Origin of the sequence: Sphingobium subterraneum (assembly GCF_014199435.1) — a bacterium.
GTDB lineage: Bacteria > Pseudomonadota > Alphaproteobacteria > Sphingomonadales > Sphingomonadaceae > Sphingobium > Sphingobium subterraneum.
In genome coordinates this window covers 1,226,193-1,247,808 of record NZ_JACIJP010000001.1, presented here as the reverse complement: position 1 = coordinate 1,247,808, position 21,616 = coordinate 1,226,193, and the positions used below count along the sequence as shown (strand labels likewise).

The following is a 21,616-nucleotide window of genomic DNA, read 5'->3' as shown; positions in this document are numbered from 1 at the left end:
AGACGAAAAATGGCACATAAAGGGAAAGGCACAAGCCCGAGCAGACTCATCATTATTGGAGGCGGACCGGCAGGGATGGTCGCCGGGCTACTCTTTGCCCGGGCAGGCGTGCCTACGGTGGTGCTCGAAAAGCATAGCGACTTCCTCCGTGATTTCCGTGGCGACACGGTGCACCCGTCGACGCTGGAGCTGTTCCATGAACTCGGCCTGGTACACGGGTTGCTGTCGCGACCGCACGACAAGGTTTCGGCGCTGACTGCCGAGGTCGATGGGCGCGCGGTTAACGTTGCCGACTTTTCCCGCCTGCCGGTATCCTGTCCCTACATTGCCATGATGCCGCAATGGGATTTTCTCGACTTCGTGGCACAGTCCGCGCGGATATGGCCGTGTTTCTCCCTACGCATGAACGCGGTGGTGGAGGATATGTCTTTTGATGGCGCGGGGCGGGTCGATGGTGTCGTCATGGCCGGGGGTGAACGGATCGGCGCGGATCTTGTCATCGCGGCCGACGGGCGCAGTTCTCTTGTGCGGACACGCGCGCTGCTTCCTTTGGAAACGATCGGAGCGCCGATGGATATCTTCTGGTTCCGGCTGCCCAAGGAGCCGACGGATGACAATAATTCGGGAATGGTCGTTCGCGACGGGCAGATTATCGTGTGTATCGACCGGGGCGATTATTGGCAGGCCGCCTATGTGCTACCCAAGGGTGCCGCCGATACCGAGCGTGCCGGGGGACTGGATCGCTTTCGCGCACGGGTCGCGGTGACGGCACCGGTGCTCGCCGACCTGATGACGACCATCACGAGTTGGGACCAGGTCAAGCTGCTCGACGTGGCGCTGGATCGGCTGACATCTTGGCACCGGCCGGGGCTGCTCGCGATCGGGGATGCTGCGCATGCCATGTCGCCGATTGGCGGAGTGGGGATCAACCTCGCGGTGCAGGACGCAGTGGCGGCGGCGAACCGGTTGGCAGGACCGATGGCACAGGGGCGGCCGGTCGATGCGATGCTGGCGGGGGTCGAGAAACGCCGTATGCTTCCCACGCGCATCATACAGCGCGGGCAGAAGCTGGCTCAAGATAATATCATCGGGTCGGTGTTGCGGGGGGCATCCGTCAGGGGCGGCTGACGCTTCCGCTGCGCGCGCTGAACCGCTGGCCGATGCTGCGGATCATCCCCGCGTGGCTGGTGGGTCTGGGGATCCGGCGGGAGCATATCCGCTCCCCGGCGCAGGACATCCGGCCTGCGCCATAACGCAGGCCGGAGTGAGGCTTATTTCCAGCTGGCCATCGCCGTTTCCAGATTGGCGCGGATCGCTTCGAAGAATTGTTCGGTGGTCATCCACGCCTGTTCAGGGCCGATGAGCAGCGCGAGGTCCTTGGTCATCGCGCCCTTTTCGACGGTTTCGATGCACACGCGCTCCAGCGTTTCGGCGAAGCGGGTGACGTCTGGTGTGTCGTCGAACTTGCCGCGGAAAGCGAGGCCCTGCGTCCAGGCGAAGATCGACGCGATCGGGTTGGTCGATGTCGCCTTGCCCTGCTGGTGCATGCGGTAGTGACGGGTGACGGTGCCGTGCGCGGCTTCGGCTTCGACGGTCTTGCCATCGGGCGACATCAACACGGAGGTCATGAGGCCGAGCGAACCGAAACCCTGTGCCACAGTGTCGGACTGGACGTCGCCGTCATAGTTCTTGCAGGCCCAGACGAACTTGCCGCTCCATTTGAGGGCGGAGGCAACCATGTCGTCAATCAGGCGGTGCTCGTAGACGATGCCTGCATCCTTGAACTTGCTGGCAAATTCGGCATCGAACACTTCCTGGAACAGATCCTTGAAGCGGCCGTCATAGGCCTTGAGGATGGTGTTCTTGGTCGAAAGGTAAAGCGGCCATTTGCGGTCCAGCGCGTAGTTCATGCTGGCGCGGGCAAAATCGCGGATCGAGTCGTCGAGATTGTACATGCCCATTGCCACACCGGCGGACGGGAACTGGAACACTTCCTCGTCAATCTTCTCGCCATTATCGCCTTCCCAGACGAGGCGCAGCTTGCCGGGGCCGGGCACGCGGAAATCGGTGGCGCGGTACTGGTCGCCAAAGGCGTGGCGACCCACGACGATGGGATCGGTCCAGCCCGGTACGAGGCGCGGGACATTGCGGATGACGATCGGTTCGCGGAATACGACGCCGCCCAGGATGTTGCGGATTGTGCCATTCGGCGATTTCCACATTTTCTTGAGGCTGAATTCCTCGACGCGGGCTTCGTCCGGCGTGATCGTCGCGCATTTGACGCCAACCCCGTATTGCTGGATCGCCTTGGCGCTGTCGATGGTGATCTGGTCGTTGGTCTCGTCGCGCTTCTGGACGGACAGGTCATAATATTTGAGGTCGACGTCGAGGTAGGGCTTGATCAAACGTTCGCGGATCCATTCCCAGATAATCCGGGTCATCTCGTCGCCATCGAGTTCGACGATCGGATTTTTGACTTTGATCTTTGCCATGCGCCTGGGTCCGCTTTCTTTCTGGGGATGAAGTTGCTTGCGGCTCTAGGGAAAGCGTACCAAAACTTCAACCGGCCGTGCACGGATTTCGCGTTTTTGCAACTTTGTGGGCCGTAGCGCGCTTGATAGGGAAATCGGGCCTCTCCCGGCGGCAGCGCGGGGACACGCGCCGTTGTCAGATCGAACCGGAGCCCGTAAAGACACGACATGGAACCCAAATCTCCGCTTGGCGGCACCACCCAGAACATCACCGGCGTCAAGTGGCGCTTCCCCCCTGTGCATCCGGAAGGCCGCAAATTCGGAGGGATCGCGGCTGCGATCACTTTGCTGTTTTTCATCATGGGCTGGTCGGTCGCGGGCTGGCTGATGGTGATCGTGACGGGATGGGTGTTCACCTTCTTCCGTGATCCGGTGCGGGTGACGCCGCTCGATCCGGACCTGATCGTGGCACCAGCCGACGGTCTTATTACCCTGATCCAGGAGGTTAATCCGCCGCGGGAGATCGCCGGGGCGGCCGGGATCGGCGATGCGCCGATGATGCGCGTGTCGATCTTCATGAGCGTGTTTGACGTACATATCAACCGCACGCCGGTCGCCGGAACGATCCGGCAGGTCGTCTATATCTCCGGCAAGTTCGTGAATGCGGACCTGGACAAGGCGAGCGAGGACAATGAACGTCAGCATCTTGTGGTCGAGCGCGCCGACGGACTGCGGATCGGCTTCACGCAGATCGCGGGGCTGGTCGCACGACGCATCGTGCCGTTCGTGAAGCCCGGCGACGTGGTCGCGAGCGGCCAGCGGATCGGCCTCATCCGCTTCGGCAGCCGCGTCGATGTGTATCTGCCTGCCGGAACCGCTCCGCGCGTGACATTGGGGCAGCGCACGATCGCGGGCGAGACCGTGCTGGGACGAATCGGCGACGCCACTCCGCTCGTCGGTGTGTTCCAGTGAGGCGGCGGCGGGCTGTCCCGCGCGGATTGCGTCAGGGCATCTCGCTTCGGCAGGTCGCGCCCAATGCGGTAACGGCGATGGCGCTGTGCTTTGGGCTGACGGGCGTCCGCTACGGGGTTTCCGGCGAATGGGAGCGGGCGGTCGCCTGCGTCATTCTCGCGGGTGTGCTGGACGGGCTGGACGGTCGCATCGCGCGCATGCTGCGCGGCGAGAGCCGTTTCGGGGCAGAACTCGATTCGCTGTCGGATTCAATCGCATTCGGTGTGGCGCCTGCGCTACTTATTTATCTCTGGTCGTTGCAGGCTCTGCCCAAAATCGGCTGGATCATTGCGCTGATGCATGCGCTGATGTGCGCGCTGCGGCTGGCCCGGTTCAACGCCGCAATCGATGCGGACGAGCAACCCCATAAATCGGCCGGTTTCCTGACCGGTGTTCCGGCTCCCGCAGGTGCGGGGCTGGTCTTTGTACCGCTCTATTGCTGGTTCGTGACCGGTGAGCCGATCTTTCGCGAATGGTATGTGGTCGCGCCCTGGACGGCGCTGGTCGCGTTCCTGATGATTTCCAACGTCGCAACCTATAGCTGGTCGGCGCTGCGGCTACGCAAGAACATCCGGCTGGAAGTCATTGCAATGGCCGGGCTTCTGGCCGCACTGCTCATGACCGTGCCATGGATCACCCTGTTGGGCGTCAGCCTGCTTTATATCGCCATGGTTCCGTTCGGGATCATGAGCTATGCCCGTGTGCGCAATGCGCGAATGGTCACAGGGGAAACCGCTTAGGCAGCGTTTACCAGGCTGCGGGCAGGAGCCATTGCAGTGCGAGGAACGAGCACGGTCCGCACGGTGCGGATACGCTGGTAGTCCTGTTCACGATGAAGATTGGCGGCCGGGACATGCTCCATGCGCAACGCGGCTGTCATCTTGGCCCCATAAGTCGTGAACATCATCCACAGGGTCGCCGAAGCGGCCAAAAAAGCAATTCCGAAAATACCGGCAGAAAGCAAAGCAAACATCAGCGGACCTTTCATCTCACCCGAAGCACAGTTCGTCTGAGGACAAAGCGATAAACACGGAAATCCGTCGTTTGTTCCAGATGTTCATGATATGTTCCTATTTGCGAACCAAGTCAAGACCTCTTTGTGCTTGCCTTTGGGGGCACCCCCGGCTAAGCGCAGCCCCCTATTCCACATGGGAATCGCACATACCGGTGCCGGGACCAGTCCCGGTCACAGATTCCCAGAGGCTTAACCGGAAGGAGAACGATTATGGCGGCACCTGTCGTCACCATGCAGCAATTGATTGAAGCCGGCGCGCATTTCGGCCACCAGGCTCACCGCTGGAACCCCCGCATGAAGCCGTATATCTTCGGCCAGCGGAACGGTGTTCACATCCTCGACCTCAGCCAGACGGTGCCGCTGTTCGCGCGCGCTCTCGACTTCGTGTCCTCGACGGTCGCGGCCGGTGGCAAGGTGCTGTTCGTCGGCACCAAGCGCCAGGCGCAAGAGCCGATTGCCGACGCTGCACGCCGGGCGGGACAGCATTTCGTCAACCATCGTTGGCTGGGCGGCATGCTCACCAACTGGAAGACGATTTCCGGCTCGATCAAGCGCCTCAAGACGCTCGAAGAGAAGCTCTCGGGCGATACGCACGGCCTCACCAAGAAGGAAGTGCTCCAGATGACCCGCGAGCGGGACAAGCTGGAGCTGTCGCTGGGCGGCATCCGCGACATGGGCGGCATTCCGGACGTGATGTTCGTGATCGACGCGAACAAGGAAGAGCTGGCGATCAAGGAAGCCAACACGCTGGGTATTCCGGTCGTTGCGATCCTCGATTCGAACGTCGATCCGTCGGGGATCGCTTTCCCGGTTCCGGCGAACGACGACGCCAGCCGCGCGCTGCGCCTTTATTGCGATGCGATCGCGACCGCTGCTACGCGTGGCAATCGCGGTGCGCAGGAAGCCGCCGGCTTCGATGTCGGTGCCATGGCTGAGCCTCCGGTCGAGGAAGCGGTTTCCGCCGAAGCCTGATTTCGCATTACTGCAACATCGATCGGGCAGGGCGCTTTTTGATTTCAAGAAGCGCCCGCCTGCATATTCAACGACATATCGAAGGAAATCATGATGGCCGAGATTACTGCCGCCGCTGTCAAGGAACTGCGTGACCGCTCGGGCGCGGGCATGATGGATTGCAAGAAGGCGCTCACGGAAGCCAATGGCGACCTCGAAGCTGCGACGGATTGGCTGCGCGCCAAGGGTCTGGCCGCCGCCCAGAAGAAGTCGAGCCGCACGGCTGCTGAAGGTCTGGTCGGCACGGCTGTGGCTGGCACCACCGGGGTTGCCGTGGAAGTGAACAGCGAAACCGACTTCGTCGCGAAGAACGACCAGTTCCAGGATTTCGTGCGCACCGCTGCGCAGGCTGCGCTTTTGACTGGCGCTGCCGACGCCGAAGCGCTTGGCGCGACTGCGCATCCGGCCGGTGGCACGATCGCCGAAAAGCTGGTGGGCAACATCGCCACGATCGGCGAGAATCAGACGCTGCGCCGCGTGGGCCGCGTGTCGGTGAGCAAGGGTCTGGTCGTGGATTATGTCCACAACGCGGCCGCGCCGGGTCTGGGCAAGATCGGCGTGCTGGTTGCGCTCGAGGGCGATGCCTCCGCCGATGTGCTCCAGCCGCTCGGCAAGCAGATCGCGATGCACATCGCTGCTGCGTTCCCGCTGGCGCTGTCGTCGTCGGATATCGATCCGGCCTTGCTGGAGCGTGAGCGTGCGATCGCTGCCGAAAAGGCCGCCGAATCGGGCAAGCCCGCCGAGATCGTCGCGAAGATGGTCGACGGTGCGGTGGCCAAGTTCGCCAAGGAAAACGCGCTGCTGAGCCAGTTGTTCGTGATCGACAACAAGACGCCGATTGCTGATGTCGTCGCCAAGGCAGCGAAGGAAGCTGGCGCGTCGATCGTGCTCAAGGATTATGTCCGCTTCCAGCTTGGCGAAGGCATCGAGAAGGAAGAAAGCGATTTCGCGGCGGAAGTCGCGGCTGCTGCTGGCGTTTCCTGATCCTGCACTAATTGAACGCGAGCACCACCGGGTGCTTGCACTGTGGCGCGTACCGCTTAAGGTGCGCGCCACTTGTTTGTCCGTCCCCTGGAATTCCGACCCGCTATGACCCGACCGAGCTTCAAACGTATCCTGCTGAAACTGTCCGGCGAGGTGCTGATGGGCGAGGGGGCTTTCGGCATCGATCCGGCAACGGTGGACCGGATCGCGGGCGAAGTCGCCGCCGCCAAACAGGCCGGGTTCGAACTGTGCATGGTTGTGGGCGGGGGGAATATCTTTCGGGGTCTTGCGGCCGCCGCGAAGGGGTTCGACCGCACCAGCGCCGATTATATGGGCATGCTCGCGACGGTCATGAACGCGCTTGCGGTGCAGAATGCGCTGGAGCGCATGGGCATTGAAACGCGGGTGCAATCCGCCATCCCGATGGAGACGGTGTGTGAACCCTATATCCGCCGCCGCGCGGTACGGCATATGGAGAAGGGCCGTATCGTGATCTTTGCGGCGGGAACGGGCAATCCGTTCTTCACGACCGATACGGCGGCGGCGTTGCGCGCGGCGGAAATGGGCTGTGACGCGCTGTTCAAGGGCACGAGTGTTGATGGCGTTTATGACGCCGATCCCAAGACGAACGCACAGGCAAAGCGTTATGAATCAGTAACTTTTGACCGTGTTCTCAATGATAATCTGAAAGTGATGGACGCAAGCGCCGTGGCCCTGTGCCGCGAGAACGCCATTCCCATCATAGTGTTCAACATTCGCGAAACGGGCAACCTGACCCGCGTGCTCGGCGGCGATGGCATCGCGACCACCGTCGGCCCTGCCGCGTAGCCCGGCCGCATCACAAGGAAAGAGGAAGCGCATATGGCCCAGTTCGACAAGGCGGATCTCGAACGCCGAATGAAGGGTGCGGTGGAAGCATTGAAAGGCGATCTGTCCGGTCTGCGGACCGGTCGCGCGAACACCGCATTGCTCGACCCCATCACGGTCGAGGTTTATGGCGCGCATATGCCGCTCAACCAGGTGGCGACGGTTTCCGCGCCGGAACCGCGCCTGCTTTCCGTGCAGGTGTGGGACCGCAGCAACGTGACGCCGGTCGACAAGGCGATCCGTTCGGCTGGCCTTGGCCTTAACCCGATCGTCGATGGACAGACGCTGCGCCTGCCGATCCCCGATTTGACGGAAGACCGCCGCAAGGAACTCGCCAAGCTGGCGGGCAAATATGCCGAAGCCGCACGTGTTGCCGCCCGTAACGTGCGCCGCGATGGCATGGACAGCCTGAAGGCCGACGAGAAGAAGGGCGAGATCAGCGAGGACGAGCGCAAGCGGTTCGAAACTGAAGTCCAGAAGCTGACCGACAGCACCATCGCCGAGATTGACAGCGCGATGACCGCCAAGGAAAAAGAAATTCTGACCCAATAAGCGGTCTATCAGAAGGATATGCGGTTTCGCGCCATGGCCAGCCCGGCACCCACACCCGCACCCACATTTGCGCAAGAGCATGGTGCGCGTCACGTCGCCATCATCATGGATGGCAACGGGCGCTGGGCGAAGAAGCGGTTCCTGCCGCGCGTGGCAGGGCACCGTGCGGGCGTAGAGGCCGTGCGCAAGGTGGCACGAGCCGCGCGGCAGATGGGGCTGGATTGCCTGACGCTGTACGCTTTTTCCTCGGAAAACTGGAAACGGCCGCAGCAAGAAATCGCTGACCTCACCGGCATCCTCAAGCATTTCATCCAGGCGGATCTCGATGAGTTTCACGCCAACAATGTCCGCCTGCGGGTCATCGGCGACTATCGCGCGTTCGAGGCGGATGCCGTGGCGCTGATCGAAGCGGCGGTCGAGCGGACGCGGGGCAATGACGGCTCAACACTCGCGATTGCGCTGAACTACGGCGCGCAGGACGAAATGGCGCGGGCGGTGCGAACGCTCGCCGCGCGCGTGGCGGCGGGCGAGGTCGCCCCCGACGCGATCGGCATCGATCATATTTCCGCTGCGCTCGACACCGCCGACCTGCCGCCGCTCGATCTTCTCATCCGCACGTCGGGGGAACAGCGCCTGTCCAACTTCCTGCTGTGGCAGGCGGCCTATGCGGAACTGTATTTCACCGACATGCTGTGGCCGGATTTCGACGGCGATGCACTTGCCGCCGCGCTCGCGAGCTTCAAGGAGCGTGAGCGGCGCTTTGGTGGGCTGTGACGGCACCCGCTTCTCCTGAAAAGAAGAAATCCGATCTGGGCATACGGACGCTTTCTGCAGTGGTCATGCTGGTGGTGGCGGGCTTTGCGCTGTGGCAGGGCGGATGGGTGTTCCGGGCGCTGGTGGTGGCAGTTGGCCTTGGCGTCCTGTGGGAGTTCTGGGGACTGGTGCGGCGGATCACGCCGGGTGTTCCGGTGCGCGCTCTGTGGATGGCAGGCGGCATTGCGTACATTGGCGCCGCCTGTATCAGCCTGCTCAATCTTGACGCGGTTTTCCTGATAATTCCCATCGGCGCAGTGATCGGTACCGATGTCGGCGCTTATTTTGCGGGGAGGTTGATCGGCGGTCCGAAGATCGCTCCCGCCATCAGCCCGTCGAAGACGTGGTCAGGCCTGTTCGGCGGAATGCTCGGAGCAACGATCGTTTTAGCACTGATCATGGTGAGCATGACAGTATTCAGTTTCTCGCAGTTTCTTTCCGCGATCCCCTTTGTCGCCAAGGTAGGCGCTCCGCTGGCAGTCGTGGCGCAGGCAGGAGACTTCTTTGAAAGCTGGATGAAGCGGAGAGCGGGCGTCAAGGATAGCGGGACCCTGATCCCGGGTCATGGCGGCCTGTTCGACCGGGTGGATGGATTGCTGCCGGTATTGATTGTTGTTTCCATATTTATCAAGTGGTTGATGATCGGAGCTAAGATCTGATGGCCGCTACGCGCAGCATCTCCATCTTCGGCGCCACGGGATCGGTCGGGACCTCGACGCTCGATTTGATCGAGCGGGAGCCCGATGCTTTCCGCGTGCTCGCGCTGACCGCTAACAGCGATCCGGTGGCGCTCGCTGAGCTGGCGCGCAAGCACGGGGCGCAGGTCGCGGTAGTCGCGGACGAGACGCATTATGCCGCGCTGCGCGACGCGCTCGCGGGGACGGGGATCGAGGCAGCGGCGGGCGAGCAGGCACTGGTCGACGCGGCGCGATTGGGTGCGGACTGGACCATGGCGGCGATCGTCGGCTGTGCGGGGCTGGCCCCCACGCTCGCCGCGATTGAAGGCGGCAAGACGGTCGCGCTCGCCAACAAGGAATCGCTCGTCTCCGCCGGGCAGTTGATGATGGACGCCGTGGCGCGCTCCGGAGCGACCTTGCTGCCCGTCGATAGCGAGCACAATGCCATTTTCCAGTGCCTCGCGGGCAGCGAGCTTGCGGACGTGCGCCGCATCATCCTGACCGCGAGCGGCGGCCCGTTCCGTATGCTGAGCATCAACGAAATGGGCTCCGTGACCCCGGCGCAGGCGGTCAAGCATCCGAACTGGTCGATGGGCGCAAAGATCAGCATCGACAGCGCGACGATGATGAACAAGGGGCTGGAGCTGATCGAGGCGGGGCATCTGTTCCCCATCGGTCTCGAAAAGATCGAGATCCTCGTCCACCCGCAATCCGTCATTCATTCGTTGGTCGAGTATCGCGACTGCTCGACGCTGGCACAGTTGGGCGCGCCGGACATGCGCATTCCGATCGCCCATGCGCTGGCCTGGCCGCGCCGCATGGCCAGCCCCTGCGCGCCACTTGACCTTGCAACCATCGGTCGGCTGGATTTCGAGGCGCCGGACGAGGCGCGTTTTCCTGCATTGCGCCTTGCTCGGCAGGCGGGAGAGGCGGGCGGCGCACTGCCCGCCGTGCTAAACGCAGCGAACGAGGTGGCTGTCGCGGCCTTCCTCGCCGGGGAGATTGGCTTCCTCGACATCGCCGCCATTGTTGAGCGGTGTCTGTCCCGCTATAGAGGCTCCGCCCCGGCGACCATCGCCGAGGTTATGGATGCTGACGCAAGCGCCCGGCACGAGGCGCGTCGCCTGACGGAAAGCGTGCGAACCGGATGACCCTTTCTGATCTGTTGCCCAGCCCCCTGCTGACCGTGCTCGCCTTTGTGGCGGTGATCGGCCCGCTGGTGTTCATTCACGAGCTGGGCCATTATCTGGTCGCCCGCTGGTGCGGTGTGAAGGCGGAGGTGTTTTCCATCGGCTTCGGTCCCGAGCTGGTCGGGTGGAACGACCGGCGCGGGACGCGCTGGCGGATCGCGGCGCTGCCCTTGGGCGGCTATGTCAAGTTCATGGGTGACATGAACGCGGCGAGCCAGACGGACACGTCGTGGCTCACCCTGCCACCGGAGGAGCGCGCGCAGAGCTTTCCCGCCAAGCCGCTGTGGCAGAAGGCGGCGATCGTGGCGGCGGGGCCGGCCATCAACCTGATTTTCGCGGTGCTGTTGCTGGGCGGGCTGGCGACTGTGCGCGGCGAGCCGGTCAGCGAGCCGGTGATCGGGCGGATCGCCGCCGGATCGGCGGCGCAGGCGGCGGGCTTGCAGCCCGGTGACCGCATCGTCAGCATCATGGGACGAAGCATCGACAGCTTCGGGGATATTTCGAACATCGTCAGCCTGCGCCCCGGCGAAGTGCTGCCCTATGTGGTCGAGCGAGACGGGCGGACGTTCGCGCGCGACATTGCCGCAGGCACACGGATCGAGACCGACCGCTTCGGAAATATCTATCGGCTCGGCCAGCTGGGCGTTGCATCGAACATGGTGACATGGCGAAAGGTCAGCGTGATCGAAGCGCCGCTGGTGGGTTATCGCCATGCGGTGCAGATCACCGTGTCGGCGCTGGATGGCATGGGCCAGATCATCACTGGGCGGCGATCGGTCAAGGAACTGGGCGGGCCACTCAAGATTGCCGATATTTCAGGGCAGGCGGCGGCGATGGGGCCGGAAAGCTTCATCTTCCTCATGGCGCTGATCTCGATTAACTTGGGGTTCATCAACCTGTTGCCAATTCCTATGCTGGATGGCGGACACCTGCTTTTTTATGGAATCGAGGCGATACAGCGGCGCCCGGTGAGTGCGCGGGTGCAGGATTTCGCCTATCGGTCCGGTCTGGCGCTGCTGCTGACGATGATGATCATGGTGACTTTCAACGATCTTGGTTCCTTCGGTCTGTGGAAAAGCCTCTCCGGCTTGATTGGCTGACCCTCTTGGGGCAGGGAGCGTACGGCGGACACATGGCACCCGGTTTCGGGCAGCAACAGGGACGCAAAATGCCCGGATGGGTGAACGGTTTGGAAAAGGTGGTTACGGGTGAACGCAACTGAAAAATCCCGCATGACGATGCCGGTCATCTCCGCGCTGCTCGCCGGTACGGTGCTGGGCGGGATAAGCGTCCCGGCTTTAGCCCAGCGCTCTCCGGCTGCCCCGGCGCCGGTCGCCGCTCCTGCAACCCCGCCGCCCGCAATTGCGGCGCCCGCGACCCAGACGATCAAGTCGATCTCATTCGTCGGGCAGCAGCGGCTGGAGTCGGAGACGATCCTCTCCTACACCAAGTTGCGCGTCGGCGGCAGCTATACGCGCGAGAGCCTCGATCAGGCGCTGCGCGACCTGTTCCAGACCGAGCTGTTCGCCGATGTGCAGATTCGCGACGATCAGGGCGCGTTGATTGTCACGGTCAAGGAGAACCCGGTCATCAACCGCATCGTGCTGGAAGGCAACAAGCGGCTGAAGGAAGACAAGATCCGGCCTGAAATCAAGATGGCGCCGCGTCAGATCTACACCCGCTCGAAAGTGCGCGCCGATGTCGCCCGTATCATTGAGCTATACCGGCGGCAGGGCCGCTTCGCCGCGACGGTTGAACCGAAGATGGTGCAGCTCGACCAGAACCGCGTCGATATCGTGTTCGAGATCACCGAGGGGCCGAAATCCAAGGTCCGCCAGATTAACATCATCGGCAATGAGAAATTTTCCGATGGCAAGCTGCGCGGCGAAATGGCGACAAAGGCCGCGCGCTGGTACCGATTGTTTTCGTCCGGCACGAGCTACGATCCGGACCGCCTTGCCTATGACCAGCAGAAGCTGCGCCAGTTCTACCTGACGCAGGGCTATGCCGATTTCCGGGTGACATCGGCGGTCGCGGAACTGACGCCGGACAAACAGGACTTCATCATTACCTATGTGGTGGAGGAAGGTCAGCGCTACAAATTCGGCGATGTGAAGGTGTCGAGCGAAATTCGTGACCTGTCGGGCGACCGACTCACCAACATGCTCACGATGCGCAAGGGCCAATGGTACAACGCCAAGCTGGTCGAGGATACCGTCGATCAGTTGAACGAGACGGCGGGCCTGTTCGGCTACGCCTTCGCCAACGTCCAGCCCGATTTCCAGCGGGACAAGGACACGTTGACGATGGGGATCAACTTCCAGATCGCCAACGCGCCTCGCGTCTATGTCGAGCGGATCGACATCAACGGCAACACGTTGACGCAGGACAAGGTCGTGCGCCGTGAGTTCCGCCTGAACGAAGGCGATGCGTTCAACAGCTTCCAGGTCAAGCGGTCGAAGGATCGCATCAACTCGCTGGGTTTCTTCCAAGACAAGCTGGAAATCGAGCAGAAGCCAGGCTCCGCGCCCGATCGCATCGTGCTCGAAACCAATGTGCAGGAAAAATCGACTGGCGAACTGTCGCTGTCGGCGGGCTATTCGAGCCTTGAGCGGTTCATCATCTCGGCGTCGATCACCCAGCGCAACTTCCGCGGCAAGGGGCAGGAACTGCGCACGAGCGTCGATTATTCCAAATATTCCAAGTCGATCGAGCTGGGCTTTACCGAGCCCTATCTGTTCGACAAGAATATAGCGCTGGGCGGCGACATCTATCGCCGTGACCTGAACAGCTTCAACTATCTGCAGAACGGCAGCCGCAACACCACCTATCAGCAGACGACCACTGGATTCCAGATCCGCGCGGGCGTTCCGCTGACTGAATATATGTCGCTGGCGCTGCGCTACAGCCTCAATCTGGACGATGTGACGCTGGACAGGTCGACCTATTACACGAATGGCCAGTGCGACCCGATTCTGGCGGGGCGGTATTTGTGCGAGGCGATCGGCAAGCGCACCACGTCGTCCATCGGCTATTCGCTGATCTACGATACGCGTGACAACCGCATCCGGCCGACGCGCGGCAACAATCTGGTGCTGAGCCAGGATTTTGCGGGACTGGGTGGCAGCGTCAAATATGTACGTTCGCGCATCAACGGCGGCCACTGGTTCCCGCTGGGCGGCAACTTCGTTTTGGCGGTGACCGGCGAGGCGGGGTATATTCATTCGCTCGAGAAGCAGAAGTTCGACGCTGCGGGCCTGCCCATCGAAAAGGTACGCCTGACAGACCGCTTTTTCTTGGGCGAACCGCAATTGCGCGGCTTTGACATTCGCGGCGTAGGTCCGCGTGTCATTCGCCAGTTTGGTTCTTATGGAACGGGCGGTGTTTTTACCCCCAACGGCCAAAAGTCGGACGACGCTTTGGGCGGCAAGCTATATTATCTTGCCCACGCTGAAATCGAGATCCCCTTGGGAGCCGGCGCGCGTGAGCTCGGCTTGCGGCCTTCCGTATTCATGGACGTAGGTGCGGTCGGCAAGATCCGCCGACCGGCCACAACGCCTTTCCAGGGTTTTTGCTCGGTAAGTTCGGGCACGATCGCGCCGGACGCTCAAGGCAATCCGGTGAAGACCGTTACCTCCAGCACGAGCGAGCGCGCGGCTAATTTCAGCGGCGGATGTGCAACCACTGCGGTTTCTACGCCGACGACCTTTACTGACGTGACCTACACCGGGAATGCTTTCCAGGAAAACTACGTCGGCAACACCCTCAAGCCTCGCCTGTCGGTCGGTTTCGGTGTGAACTGGAACTCGCCCTTCGGTCCGTTCCGTATCGATATTGCCAAAGCCCTGCTCAAGGAGCCGGGCGACGACACCAAGCTCATTACGTTTAACATAGGGACACAATTCTGATGATGAAGACCATATTGAAGGCGGCTGCCCTTCCGGCGATGGCGGCGGCGCTCGCGGTGAGCCCCGCGCAGGCGCAGACAAAGCTCGGCATCGGCGTTGCGGACATGGAGCGTGCCGTAAACGAGAGCAGCGCGGCAACTACTGCGCGCACCCAGATGCAGACCACCTACAAGGCGACCATCGATAGCCTGAATGCACGCCGCACGGCGCTGGAAACCGAACTGAAGCAGAAGAACGACGCGCTTCAGGCCGCACTGAAGGCCGCCGGTGGCAAGTCCACCCCGGCGCTCCAGACGCAGTATGAGGCGCTCCAAAAGCGTGGCCAGGAAGCGCAGGCGGAATTGCAGCGCATCAGCCAGCCGCTCGCGCTCGCCAACGCCTATGTCGAGCAGCAGATCGGTGCGAAGCTTTCCGACGCGCTGAAGACCGCAATGACGAAGAAGAGCGTTGATCTCGTACTCCAGCCGGAAGCGACTGTGTCCTATCAGCCGACCGTCGACATCACGTCGGCCGTGACGGCGGAACTGAACACGCTGGTGCCAACCGTTGGCATCGTGCCTCCCGCTGGCTGGACCCCGCAGCAGGCCGGGCAGGGCGCTCCGGCGGCTGCTCCCCAGAGTGGCGGACGCTAGGCTGAATGAGCAGCGACCCTACTGGAACGACGGCGCGGGGTCCGATGGACATTCGCGCCGTCATGGCGGCGTTGCCGCATCGCTATCCGATGCTGCTGATCGACCGCGTCGTTTCGATGGTGCCCAGCACGTCGATTCACGCGATCAAGGCCGTGTCCGTCAACGAGCCGTTTTTTCAGGGCCATTTTCCCAGCCGACCGATCATGCCCGGCGTACTGATCGTCGAGGCGATCGCGCAGGCGGCGGGCATATTGGCGGTCGAATCGCTCGGCCTCGCGGGAACGGGGAAGCTTGTCTATTTCATGGGGATTGATGGCGCGAAGTTTCGTGCTCCCATCGAGCCGGGCTGTCTGATCGACTTCCATGTCGAATTCACGCAGGTGCGCGGCGCGATCTGCAAGTTCTCCGGCAAGGCGATGGTCGACGGCAAACTTGCGGCGGAAGCGCAGTGCGTGGCGATGATTGCGGATCCGCCGAAGGACTGATCCCCTCCGTGGTGCTTGCCTTTCCCCGCCAAAGCGGCTAACGGCGGCGCTTCGCACAGACATTTGCACTTAAGGCCGGTCGGAACCGGCCACCATTGGAGCGCATCATGAAGCAAGATACCCACCCCGATTACCATTTCATCACCATCCAGATGACCGATGGCACCACGTTCCAGACGCGCTCGACCTATGGGAAAGAGGGCGACACGATGGCGCTGGAAATCGATCCCAAGTCGCATCCGGCGTGGGTGGGTGGTCAGCGTCAGCTCGATCAGGGCGGCCAGGTGGCGCGCTTCAACAAGCGTTTCGGCGGTCTTACGCTCAAGAAGTAATTCGGATCATCCGAACTGGAGAGGGCGTCCTGCGTGGGCGCCCTTTTTTGTTGCGGACGGCGCGCGACGGACGCGTTGGGCAGCGATTGGGGTTCGTACGATGCCTAGCATGGCGATAGAGTCGCCCCACCGGGCGGCAGGCGCTATGACGGCGATGCGTCGGGTTGCCGCTCGGGGGAGGCCGCGGCCACGGCCGGGTGCGCGCGGGCGTTGGTGGCTGCGCGCATCAGTGCGGGGTAGGCGTCAAGCGGGACATGGAACCGCTCTGCCGAGTAGACCTGCGGAACGATGTGGCAATCCGCCATGCTAAGGTCATCGCCGAAGGCATAGGTCCCCCCGTGACGGGCAATCAACGTATCGAGGGCGGCAAAGCCCTGCGTGATCCAATGGGCGATCCAGGCGTTTCGCGCGCCGTCGTCCGCACCGAAATCGCTGCGTAGCGCCTTGAGAACACGGATGTTGTTGAGCGGATGGATGTCACACGCGACCATCATTGCCATGGCCCGTACCACCGCGCGAAGATCGGGAGCTTTGGGCAGCAGGGGAGGGTCGGGGAAGCGCTCCTCCAGCCATTCGAGGATCGCGCTGCTCTGCACCAGAACACTGTCGTCCACCATCAGCGCAGGCACCAACCCCTGCGGATTGAGCGACCGATAATCATCGCGCGACTGGGCGTTTTCCAACAGGTTCACCGGCCGCTGTTCGTACGCCAGTCCCTTGAGGTTAAGGGCGATGCGCGTTCGATAGCTCGTGCCGGACCGCCAATATCCATACAGGGTCAAAGCGGGCGAACCCGTCATAGCGCGGGGAGGATCATCGCGCGGCATTCCCCGAACCCTATGCGCGCAAATCCCGGCCTTTCGGCGTAGGCGGTGATGATCAGCTCGTCGCCATCTTCAAGGAAGCTGCGCATTTCGTTGTCGGGCAATGCGACCGGCTCCTTGCCGCCGACGCTCAGTTCCAGCAGGCTGCCGCGGCTGTCGGGCGTCGGGCCGGAAAGTGTGCCGGTGCCGAGCACGTCGCCGGGTGAAAGGTTGCAGCCGTTTGACGCGTGATGCGTGATGAGCTGGGCGATCGTCCAGTACATGGCGGTCATGGATCCGCTGCTCAGCTGGTGAGGCGCTGCGCCGGTCTCGCGCATATGAGGTGTGCGAATGTGCACATCCATGCGGATCGCCAATGCACCCGACTGTTGGTCATCTTCGTCGAAGAGATAGGGCAGAGGTGCCGGATCCCCGGCAGGACGGGGCGGCTGCGCGGTGCGATAGGGCACGAGCGCATCCATCGTTACGATCCAAGGCGACAGGGTCGAATGGAAATTCTTCGCCAGAAACGGCCCCAGCGGCTGATATTCCCAGCCTTGAATATCGCGCGCCGACCAGTCGTTGAGGATCGAGATGCCCGCGATGTGATCCGATGCGTCGGCAATGGGGACGGGATGGCCCAACGTGTTGCCCCGGCCAACCCAGATCGCCATTTCCAACTCATAGTCCAGCCGACGGCTCGGCCCGAAGAGGGGCGCATCAAGGTGAGGCGGCTTCATCTGGCCATTGGGGCGCACCACATCCACGCCGGACGGGCGGATCGATGAGGCTCGACCGTGATAGCCGATAGGGACATATTTGTAATTGGGCAGCAGTGGATTGTCGGGACGGAACTGCCGGCCGACATTTTCGGCGTGGTGAATGCCGGCGTAGAAATCGGTATAGTCGTTGATCTTCGCGGGCAGGTGCAGGGCGCACGCGTCCGCCCGATACAGGTGCGGACGGACGGCAGCCTCCTGTGAGGGGTCGGACAGGATCCGAAAGACCGCGTGGCGCAGCGCGCGCAGGATTTCCGGGCCTGCGCCCAGCAGGTCGTTCAGCGTATCCTGCCCCGCAAGCAAGGCTGCCTGACGGGCGTCCCCGTCCAGTCGGTCTGCAACGGCGGAGACGTCGAGAATCGCGTCACCGATGGCAATGCCGCCGCGCGGTTTCTCGCCCCGCGGCGCGAAAATGCCCAGCGGCAGGTTTTGCAACGGAAAATCGGGGTGGCCGTTCGCGCTTGCGACCCAGCTCCTTGTGGCGGGGTCGTGGGTAAAATCAACGCAAGACATCAGGCGTCCGGATCCTTGTGCAGCCAGTCCGCATGACGCGGCGCTTTTTTCGTTTGCGACCACTCTTCGAGCATGACCGGAGCGAGCCGTTCCAGTTCGGCATATTGTTCGGCGGTGCCAATGTTGCAAGCCAGCTCGACGCGGTGACCATTGGGGTCGAAAAAATAGATCGACTTGAAGATGCCGTGGAATGTGGGGCCGAGTACGTCAATGCCCAGGCTTTCGATATGCGCCTTGGCGGCCATCAGGGCGTCGAAGTCCGGAACCTCGAACGCGAGATGCTGTACCCATTCGGGCGTGTTTTCATCGCGCCCCATGTCCGGCTGGTTGGGCAGTTCGAAAAAAGCGAGGATATTGCCGCCGCCGCAATCGAGGAACACATGCATATAGGGGTCGAAGGCGCCGGTGGACGGCACATGATCCTCGGAAAACGCAGTCTTGTAGCGCATCCCAAGGACGCGTTCGTACCATTGCACCGTTTCTTTCGCGTCGCGACAGCGGTACGCCACGTGGTGAATGCGCGACAGGGAGAAGGGGACCGTCATGAGACCTTTTCTTCCTTTGCCTGGAGGACACCGCGGTTCATCTGATCACGCTCGATGGATTTGAACAAGGCCGTAAAATTGCCTTCGCCAAATCCTTCGTCCTTTTTGCGCTGGATAAATTCGAAGAACACCGGGCCGATGACCGTCTCGGAGAAAATTTGGAGGAGCAGGCGCGGATCGCCTTCTTCCGTTGAGCCGTCCAGCAGGATGCCGCGCTTCTGCAACTCGGCGACCGGCTCCCCATGATCGGGCAGGCGCTCTTCGAGCATGTCGTAATAGGTCGCGGGAGGCGAAGGCATGAAGGGCGTGCCCAGTGCCTTAAGGCGGTCCCAGATGGTGATAAGATCATCGCACAAAAAGGCGATGTGCTGAATGCCCTCGCCATTATAGGCGCGCAGGAACTCGTCGATCTGGCCACCGCCGGAGCGGCCTTCCTCATTGAGCGGAATACGGATCAGGCCGTCCGGAGCGGTCATCGCCTTCGACGTCAGGCCGGTATATTCGCCCTTGATGTCGAAATAGCGGATTTCGCGGAAGTTGAAGAGTTTCTCGTAATAGCCCGCCCAATAGGCCATGCGCCCGCCATAGACATTGTGGGTCAGGTGATCGATGATCTGAAGGCCCGCGCCTTCGGGGTGGCGATCGACTCCGGGCAGATATTCGAAATCGATGTCGTAAATCGACAGGTCATCGCCATAGCGGTCGACGATGTAGATGATCGCGCCGCCAATGCCGCGTATCGCGGGAATGCGCAGTTCCATCGGCCCGGTTTCCATTTCGACTGTTTCGGCGCCGCGCGCGACCAATTCGGAATAGGCCTTGCGGGCGTCCTTGACCCGGAAGCCCATGCCGCAGGCGGAAGGGCCATGCTCGGCCGCGAAATAGGCCGCGGGCGATCCCGGCTCATAATTGGCGAGGAGGTTGATGCCGCCCTGCCGCCACAGATCGACGTCCTTCGACCGGTGCGTGGCGATATGGACGAAGCCCATCGCCGTGAACACAGGTTCGAGCGTGCCACGCGCGGGCGCGCAGAATTCGACGAATTCAAAGCCGTCAAGACCGAGCGGGTTCTCAAACAAATCCACCATTTCACTGTGTTCCCTTGATGTTTTGAAACGACGAGCCTGCGCTCCGGATGTAGGGCAGCATGATCGCGGCGAACCGGTCAATGCTGTGCCGGTTCAGCCCGGCGAGGTTGATGCGACCCGACTCGGGCATGAAGATACCGTGCTTCTCGCGCAGCTCACGCACCGTGGCGGGGGAGATCGGCAAGGTGCTGAACATGCCGCGCTGGTCGCCCAGCGGTGCGAATTCGGGATGGGCGGTGGCGAGTTCCGATCGTACCCAAGACAGGCGCGCGCGCATTTCTTCCAGATCTTGCACCCACTGCGCTTTCAGTGCTTCGGTTTCGAGAATGATCCGCACCGTCGCTGCGCCATGATCGGGCGGCATCGACCAGGTGGCCCGCGCCAGCGACACCATGTTCCCGCGTGCCAGATCCAGCTCGTGCGCATCGTTATGGAGCACCCACAGGACGCCGACCCTTTCGCGGTACAGGCCGAAATTCTTGCTGCAGCTGTAGGCGACGAGCGCCGAGGGGGATTCCGCGAGGATCGATCGCAGACCTTCGGCATCCTTTTCCAGCCCGTCACCCAGCCCCTGATAGGCGAGGTCCACGAACGGTATCAACCTGCGTTCCGCCAGGAACGAGGCCAATTCGTCCCACTGCCGAAGCGTGAGGGACGTGCCGGTGGGATTGTGGCAACAGGCCTGCAACAGGACAGCGTCGCCGGGTTGGGCCTGATTGAGGGCCTCCAACGTGCCCTCAAAGTCCGCCCGCATGGACTGCGGGTCGTAATAGCGCCATGTCCGGACGGGCATTCCGGTGTTGCCGAAAATCAGCGCATGATTGGGCCATCCCGGCGTACCGAGCCAGATCTGGGCGCTCGGGTTGGCTCGTGCCAGCAGCGCCGCGCCAAGCCTGAGCGCGCCGGTGCCGCCGGGCGTCTGGACGGCGGCGAGATGGTGACCGGGCGTGGCGGCGGGGCCGAACACTAGTTGCGCCAATAGGTCCAGGAGGCGCATGTCCCCTTCGGTGCCCAAATAGGACTTGCTGTCCTGGCTCTCCAGAAGCAGCCGCTCCGCTGCCTTGACGCTGGGCGGAACCGGCGTGTTTCCAGCCTCGTCGCGGTACACGCCGATGCCGAGATCGATCTTGTCCGGCCGTGTGTCGGCGGCGTACATCGCGATTAGGGCAAGGAGCGCATCGGCTGGCTGCGGTTGCAGCGAGGAAAAGGGGCTGGGGCGTTCCAGCAACAGGTCAGTGCTCATACGATCATCATAGTCGACTGCAGCGATTAAATCTGTTCAATCTGTCAGCGGTGCGCTATTACGTGATCTCATAAGTTCACTATTATGAGTTTTTTGAATTATGAATTTCGATGTGGTCGATATGCAAATTATCCGTGCCCTGCAGGTCGATGGGACGCTGAGTCAAAATGCTTTGGCCGAGCGGGTCGGCGCATCGCCCGCGTCGTGCTGGCGCAGGGTCAAGGCGCTCGAAGACGCGGGAGCGTTGCGCCAGACCGTCCGGCTTGCCGATCCCCAGCTGTTGGGCCTGCCGCTGAACGTATTCTGCCACATCAGGCTGAAAAATCATTTGCCGCAAACGACCGAGGATCTTGAGGCGATGGTCAGCCTGCATCCGGAAATCGTCGAATGCTATGCGATGTCCGGGGACTGGGATTATCTGTTGCGCATCGTCTGTTCGGACGTGGCGGCGTATGAGAATTTTCTGCGCAAGAAGATACTGACCGCAAGTTCCGTCGCAAACGCGTCGTCGGCCTTCGCCCTTTCGCAGCGGAAATACACCACAGCGTTGCCGATATAGGGTGCCACAGTCCCCACTTCACATTTATGTTGATATATAAAACGCGTGTCGCGTATATAAACATTTGCGCTGGGATGTAGTGCTTCGCCCGCATGCCGGGGGTGGCAATGTCCCGGCCGCACCAGCCTTTGAATTCGG

23 protein-coding genes are annotated in these 21,616 nt (G+C 62.1%); 16 read left to right on the top strand and 7 right to left on the bottom strand.

Annotated features, from left to right (window positions below; genetic code table 11):
- The first annotated feature begins 9 nt into the window (after positions 1-9).
- The gene (locus tag FHS92_RS06020; protein WP_246351776.1) at positions 10-1,128 is read left to right on the top strand and encodes an FAD-dependent oxidoreductase; all 1,119 of its coding nucleotides are present in this window, start codon (positions 10-12) and stop codon (positions 1,126-1,128) included.
- 143 nt (positions 1,129-1,271) lie between these two features.
- On the opposite strand, the gene FHS92_RS06015 is transcribed toward FHS92_RS06020, so the two are convergent.
- Positions 1,272-2,492: an NADP-dependent isocitrate dehydrogenase gene (locus FHS92_RS06015; RefSeq protein ID WP_184078385.1), complete on the bottom strand. Its 1,221-nt coding sequence runs from the start codon at positions 2,490-2,492 to the stop codon at positions 1,272-1,274.
- A 207-nt stretch (positions 2,493-2,699) separates the two neighbouring features.
- Here FHS92_RS06015 and FHS92_RS06010 point away from each other — a divergent pair, with 207 nt between their 5' ends.
- Positions 2,700-3,443, top strand: a complete 744-nt coding sequence (locus FHS92_RS06010; protein ID WP_184078383.1) for a phosphatidylserine decarboxylase — start codon at positions 2,700-2,702, stop codon at positions 3,441-3,443.
- On the top strand, positions 3,440-4,222 hold the full coding sequence (locus FHS92_RS06005) for a CDP-alcohol phosphatidyltransferase family protein (protein WP_184078381.1): 783 nt from the start codon (positions 3,440-3,442) through the stop codon (positions 4,220-4,222). The genes FHS92_RS06010 and FHS92_RS06005 overlap by 4 nt, the downstream gene beginning before the upstream one ends.
- Here FHS92_RS06005 and FHS92_RS06000 read toward each other — a convergent pair.
- Positions 4,219-4,470 (bottom strand): hypothetical protein, encoded by a 252-nt coding sequence (locus tag FHS92_RS06000; RefSeq protein WP_184078379.1) that lies wholly within the window; start codon positions 4,468-4,470, stop codon positions 4,219-4,221. The genes FHS92_RS06005 and FHS92_RS06000 overlap by 4 nt on opposite strands.
- Before the next feature lie 237 nt (positions 4,471-4,707).
- On the opposite strand from FHS92_RS06000, the gene rpsB reads away from it, so the two are divergent.
- The 12 genes from rpsB to rpmE all read left to right on the top strand — a co-directional run bounded on the left by rpsB (position 4,708) and on the right by rpmE (position 15,948).
- Positions 4,708-5,469 carry a 30S ribosomal protein S2 gene (gene rpsB / locus FHS92_RS05995; RefSeq protein ID WP_184078377.1) on the top strand — a complete coding sequence of 254 codons (762 nt, stop codon included), beginning with the start codon at positions 4,708-4,710 and terminating at the stop codon, positions 5,467-5,469.
- Positions 5,470-5,562: 93 nt separating this feature from the next.
- The gene (gene tsf / locus FHS92_RS05990; RefSeq protein WP_184078375.1) at positions 5,563-6,492 is read left to right on the top strand and encodes a translation elongation factor Ts; all 930 of its coding nucleotides are present in this window, start codon (positions 5,563-5,565) and stop codon (positions 6,490-6,492) included.
- A gap of 105 nt (positions 6,493-6,597) precedes the next feature.
- Positions 6,598-7,320: a UMP kinase gene (gene pyrH, locus FHS92_RS05985; RefSeq protein ID WP_184078373.1), complete on the top strand. Its 723-nt coding sequence runs from the start codon at positions 6,598-6,600 to the stop codon at positions 7,318-7,320.
- A gap of 33 nt (positions 7,321-7,353) precedes the next feature.
- Positions 7,354-7,911: a ribosome recycling factor gene (frr, locus tag FHS92_RS05980; protein WP_184078371.1), complete on the top strand. Its 558-nt coding sequence runs from the start codon at positions 7,354-7,356 to the stop codon at positions 7,909-7,911.
- Positions 7,912-7,944: 33 nt separating this feature from the next.
- Complete coding sequence (locus FHS92_RS05975; protein ID WP_184078878.1) at positions 7,945-8,685, top strand: isoprenyl transferase; 741 nt, start codon at positions 7,945-7,947, stop codon at positions 8,683-8,685.
- Positions 8,682-9,383, top strand: coding sequence for a phosphatidate cytidylyltransferase (locus tag FHS92_RS05970; RefSeq protein WP_425506229.1), 702 nt, complete (start codon positions 8,682-8,684; stop codon positions 9,381-9,383). The genes FHS92_RS05975 and FHS92_RS05970 overlap by 4 nt, the downstream gene beginning before the upstream one ends.
- Positions 9,383-10,552 carry a 1-deoxy-D-xylulose-5-phosphate reductoisomerase gene (locus FHS92_RS05965; protein ID WP_184078369.1) on the top strand — a complete coding sequence of 390 codons (1,170 nt, stop codon included), beginning with the start codon at positions 9,383-9,385 and terminating at the stop codon, positions 10,550-10,552. Before FHS92_RS05970 ends, FHS92_RS05965 begins: the two co-directional genes overlap by 1 nt.
- The gene (rseP, locus tag FHS92_RS05960; RefSeq protein ID WP_425506228.1) at positions 10,549-11,691 is read left to right on the top strand and encodes an RIP metalloprotease RseP; all 1,143 of its coding nucleotides are present in this window, start codon (positions 10,549-10,551) and stop codon (positions 11,689-11,691) included. The genes FHS92_RS05965 and rseP overlap by 4 nt, the downstream gene beginning before the upstream one ends.
- 132 nt (positions 11,692-11,823) lie before the next feature.
- Positions 11,824-14,499, top strand: a complete 2,676-nt coding sequence (bamA, locus tag FHS92_RS05955) for an outer membrane protein assembly factor BamA (RefSeq protein ID WP_184078872.1) — start codon at positions 11,824-11,826, stop codon at positions 14,497-14,499.
- Between the two features lie 2 nt (positions 14,500-14,501).
- On the top strand, positions 14,502-15,131 hold the full coding sequence (locus tag FHS92_RS05950) for an OmpH family outer membrane protein (RefSeq protein WP_184078870.1): 630 nt from the start codon (positions 14,502-14,504) through the stop codon (positions 15,129-15,131).
- Positions 15,132-15,175: 44 nt separating this feature from the next.
- Positions 15,176-15,616, top strand: a complete 441-nt coding sequence (gene fabZ, locus FHS92_RS05945; protein WP_184078868.1) for a 3-hydroxyacyl-ACP dehydratase FabZ — start codon at positions 15,176-15,178, stop codon at positions 15,614-15,616.
- Positions 15,617-15,723: 107 nt separating this feature from the next.
- The gene (rpmE, locus tag FHS92_RS05940; protein WP_184078368.1) at positions 15,724-15,948 is read left to right on the top strand and encodes a 50S ribosomal protein L31; all 225 of its coding nucleotides are present in this window, start codon (positions 15,724-15,726) and stop codon (positions 15,946-15,948) included.
- Positions 15,949-16,091: 143 nt separating this feature from the next.
- Here rpmE and maiA read toward each other — a convergent pair whose 3' ends face one another.
- Genes maiA through FHS92_RS05915 form a run of 5 tightly spaced genes read right to left on the bottom strand, consistent with a single transcriptional unit; the run spans position 16,092 to position 20,919 of the window.
- Positions 16,092-16,748 (bottom strand): maleylacetoacetate isomerase, encoded by a 657-nt coding sequence (gene maiA, locus FHS92_RS05935; protein ID WP_246351774.1) that lies wholly within the window; start codon positions 16,746-16,748, stop codon positions 16,092-16,094.
- On the bottom strand, positions 16,745-18,043 hold the full coding sequence (gene fahA / locus FHS92_RS05930) for a fumarylacetoacetase (RefSeq protein ID WP_184078364.1): 1,299 nt from the start codon (positions 18,041-18,043) through the stop codon (positions 16,745-16,747). The genes maiA and fahA overlap by 4 nt, the downstream gene beginning before the upstream one ends.
- Complete coding sequence (locus FHS92_RS05925) at positions 18,043-18,588, bottom strand: VOC family protein (protein ID WP_184078362.1); 546 nt, start codon at positions 18,586-18,588, stop codon at positions 18,043-18,045. The genes fahA and FHS92_RS05925 overlap by 1 nt, the downstream gene beginning before the upstream one ends.
- A complete protein-coding gene (hppD, locus tag FHS92_RS05920) occupies positions 18,585-19,676 on the bottom strand; it encodes a 4-hydroxyphenylpyruvate dioxygenase (protein WP_184078360.1) in 1,092 nt (363 codons plus the stop codon). The genes FHS92_RS05925 and hppD overlap by 4 nt, the downstream gene beginning before the upstream one ends.
- Before the next feature lies 1 nt (position 19,677).
- Entirely contained in the window at positions 19,678-20,919 is a 1,242-nt protein-coding gene (locus FHS92_RS05915; protein WP_184078358.1) for an amino acid aminotransferase, read from the bottom strand.
- A 100-nt stretch (positions 20,920-21,019) separates the two neighbouring features.
- Here FHS92_RS05915 and FHS92_RS05910 point away from each other — a divergent pair, with 100 nt between their 5' ends.
- Positions 21,020-21,478 carry an Lrp/AsnC family transcriptional regulator gene (locus FHS92_RS05910; RefSeq protein ID WP_184078356.1) on the top strand — a complete coding sequence of 153 codons (459 nt, stop codon included), beginning with the start codon at positions 21,020-21,022 and terminating at the stop codon, positions 21,476-21,478.
- The last annotated feature ends 138 nt before the right edge of the window (positions 21,479-21,616 follow it).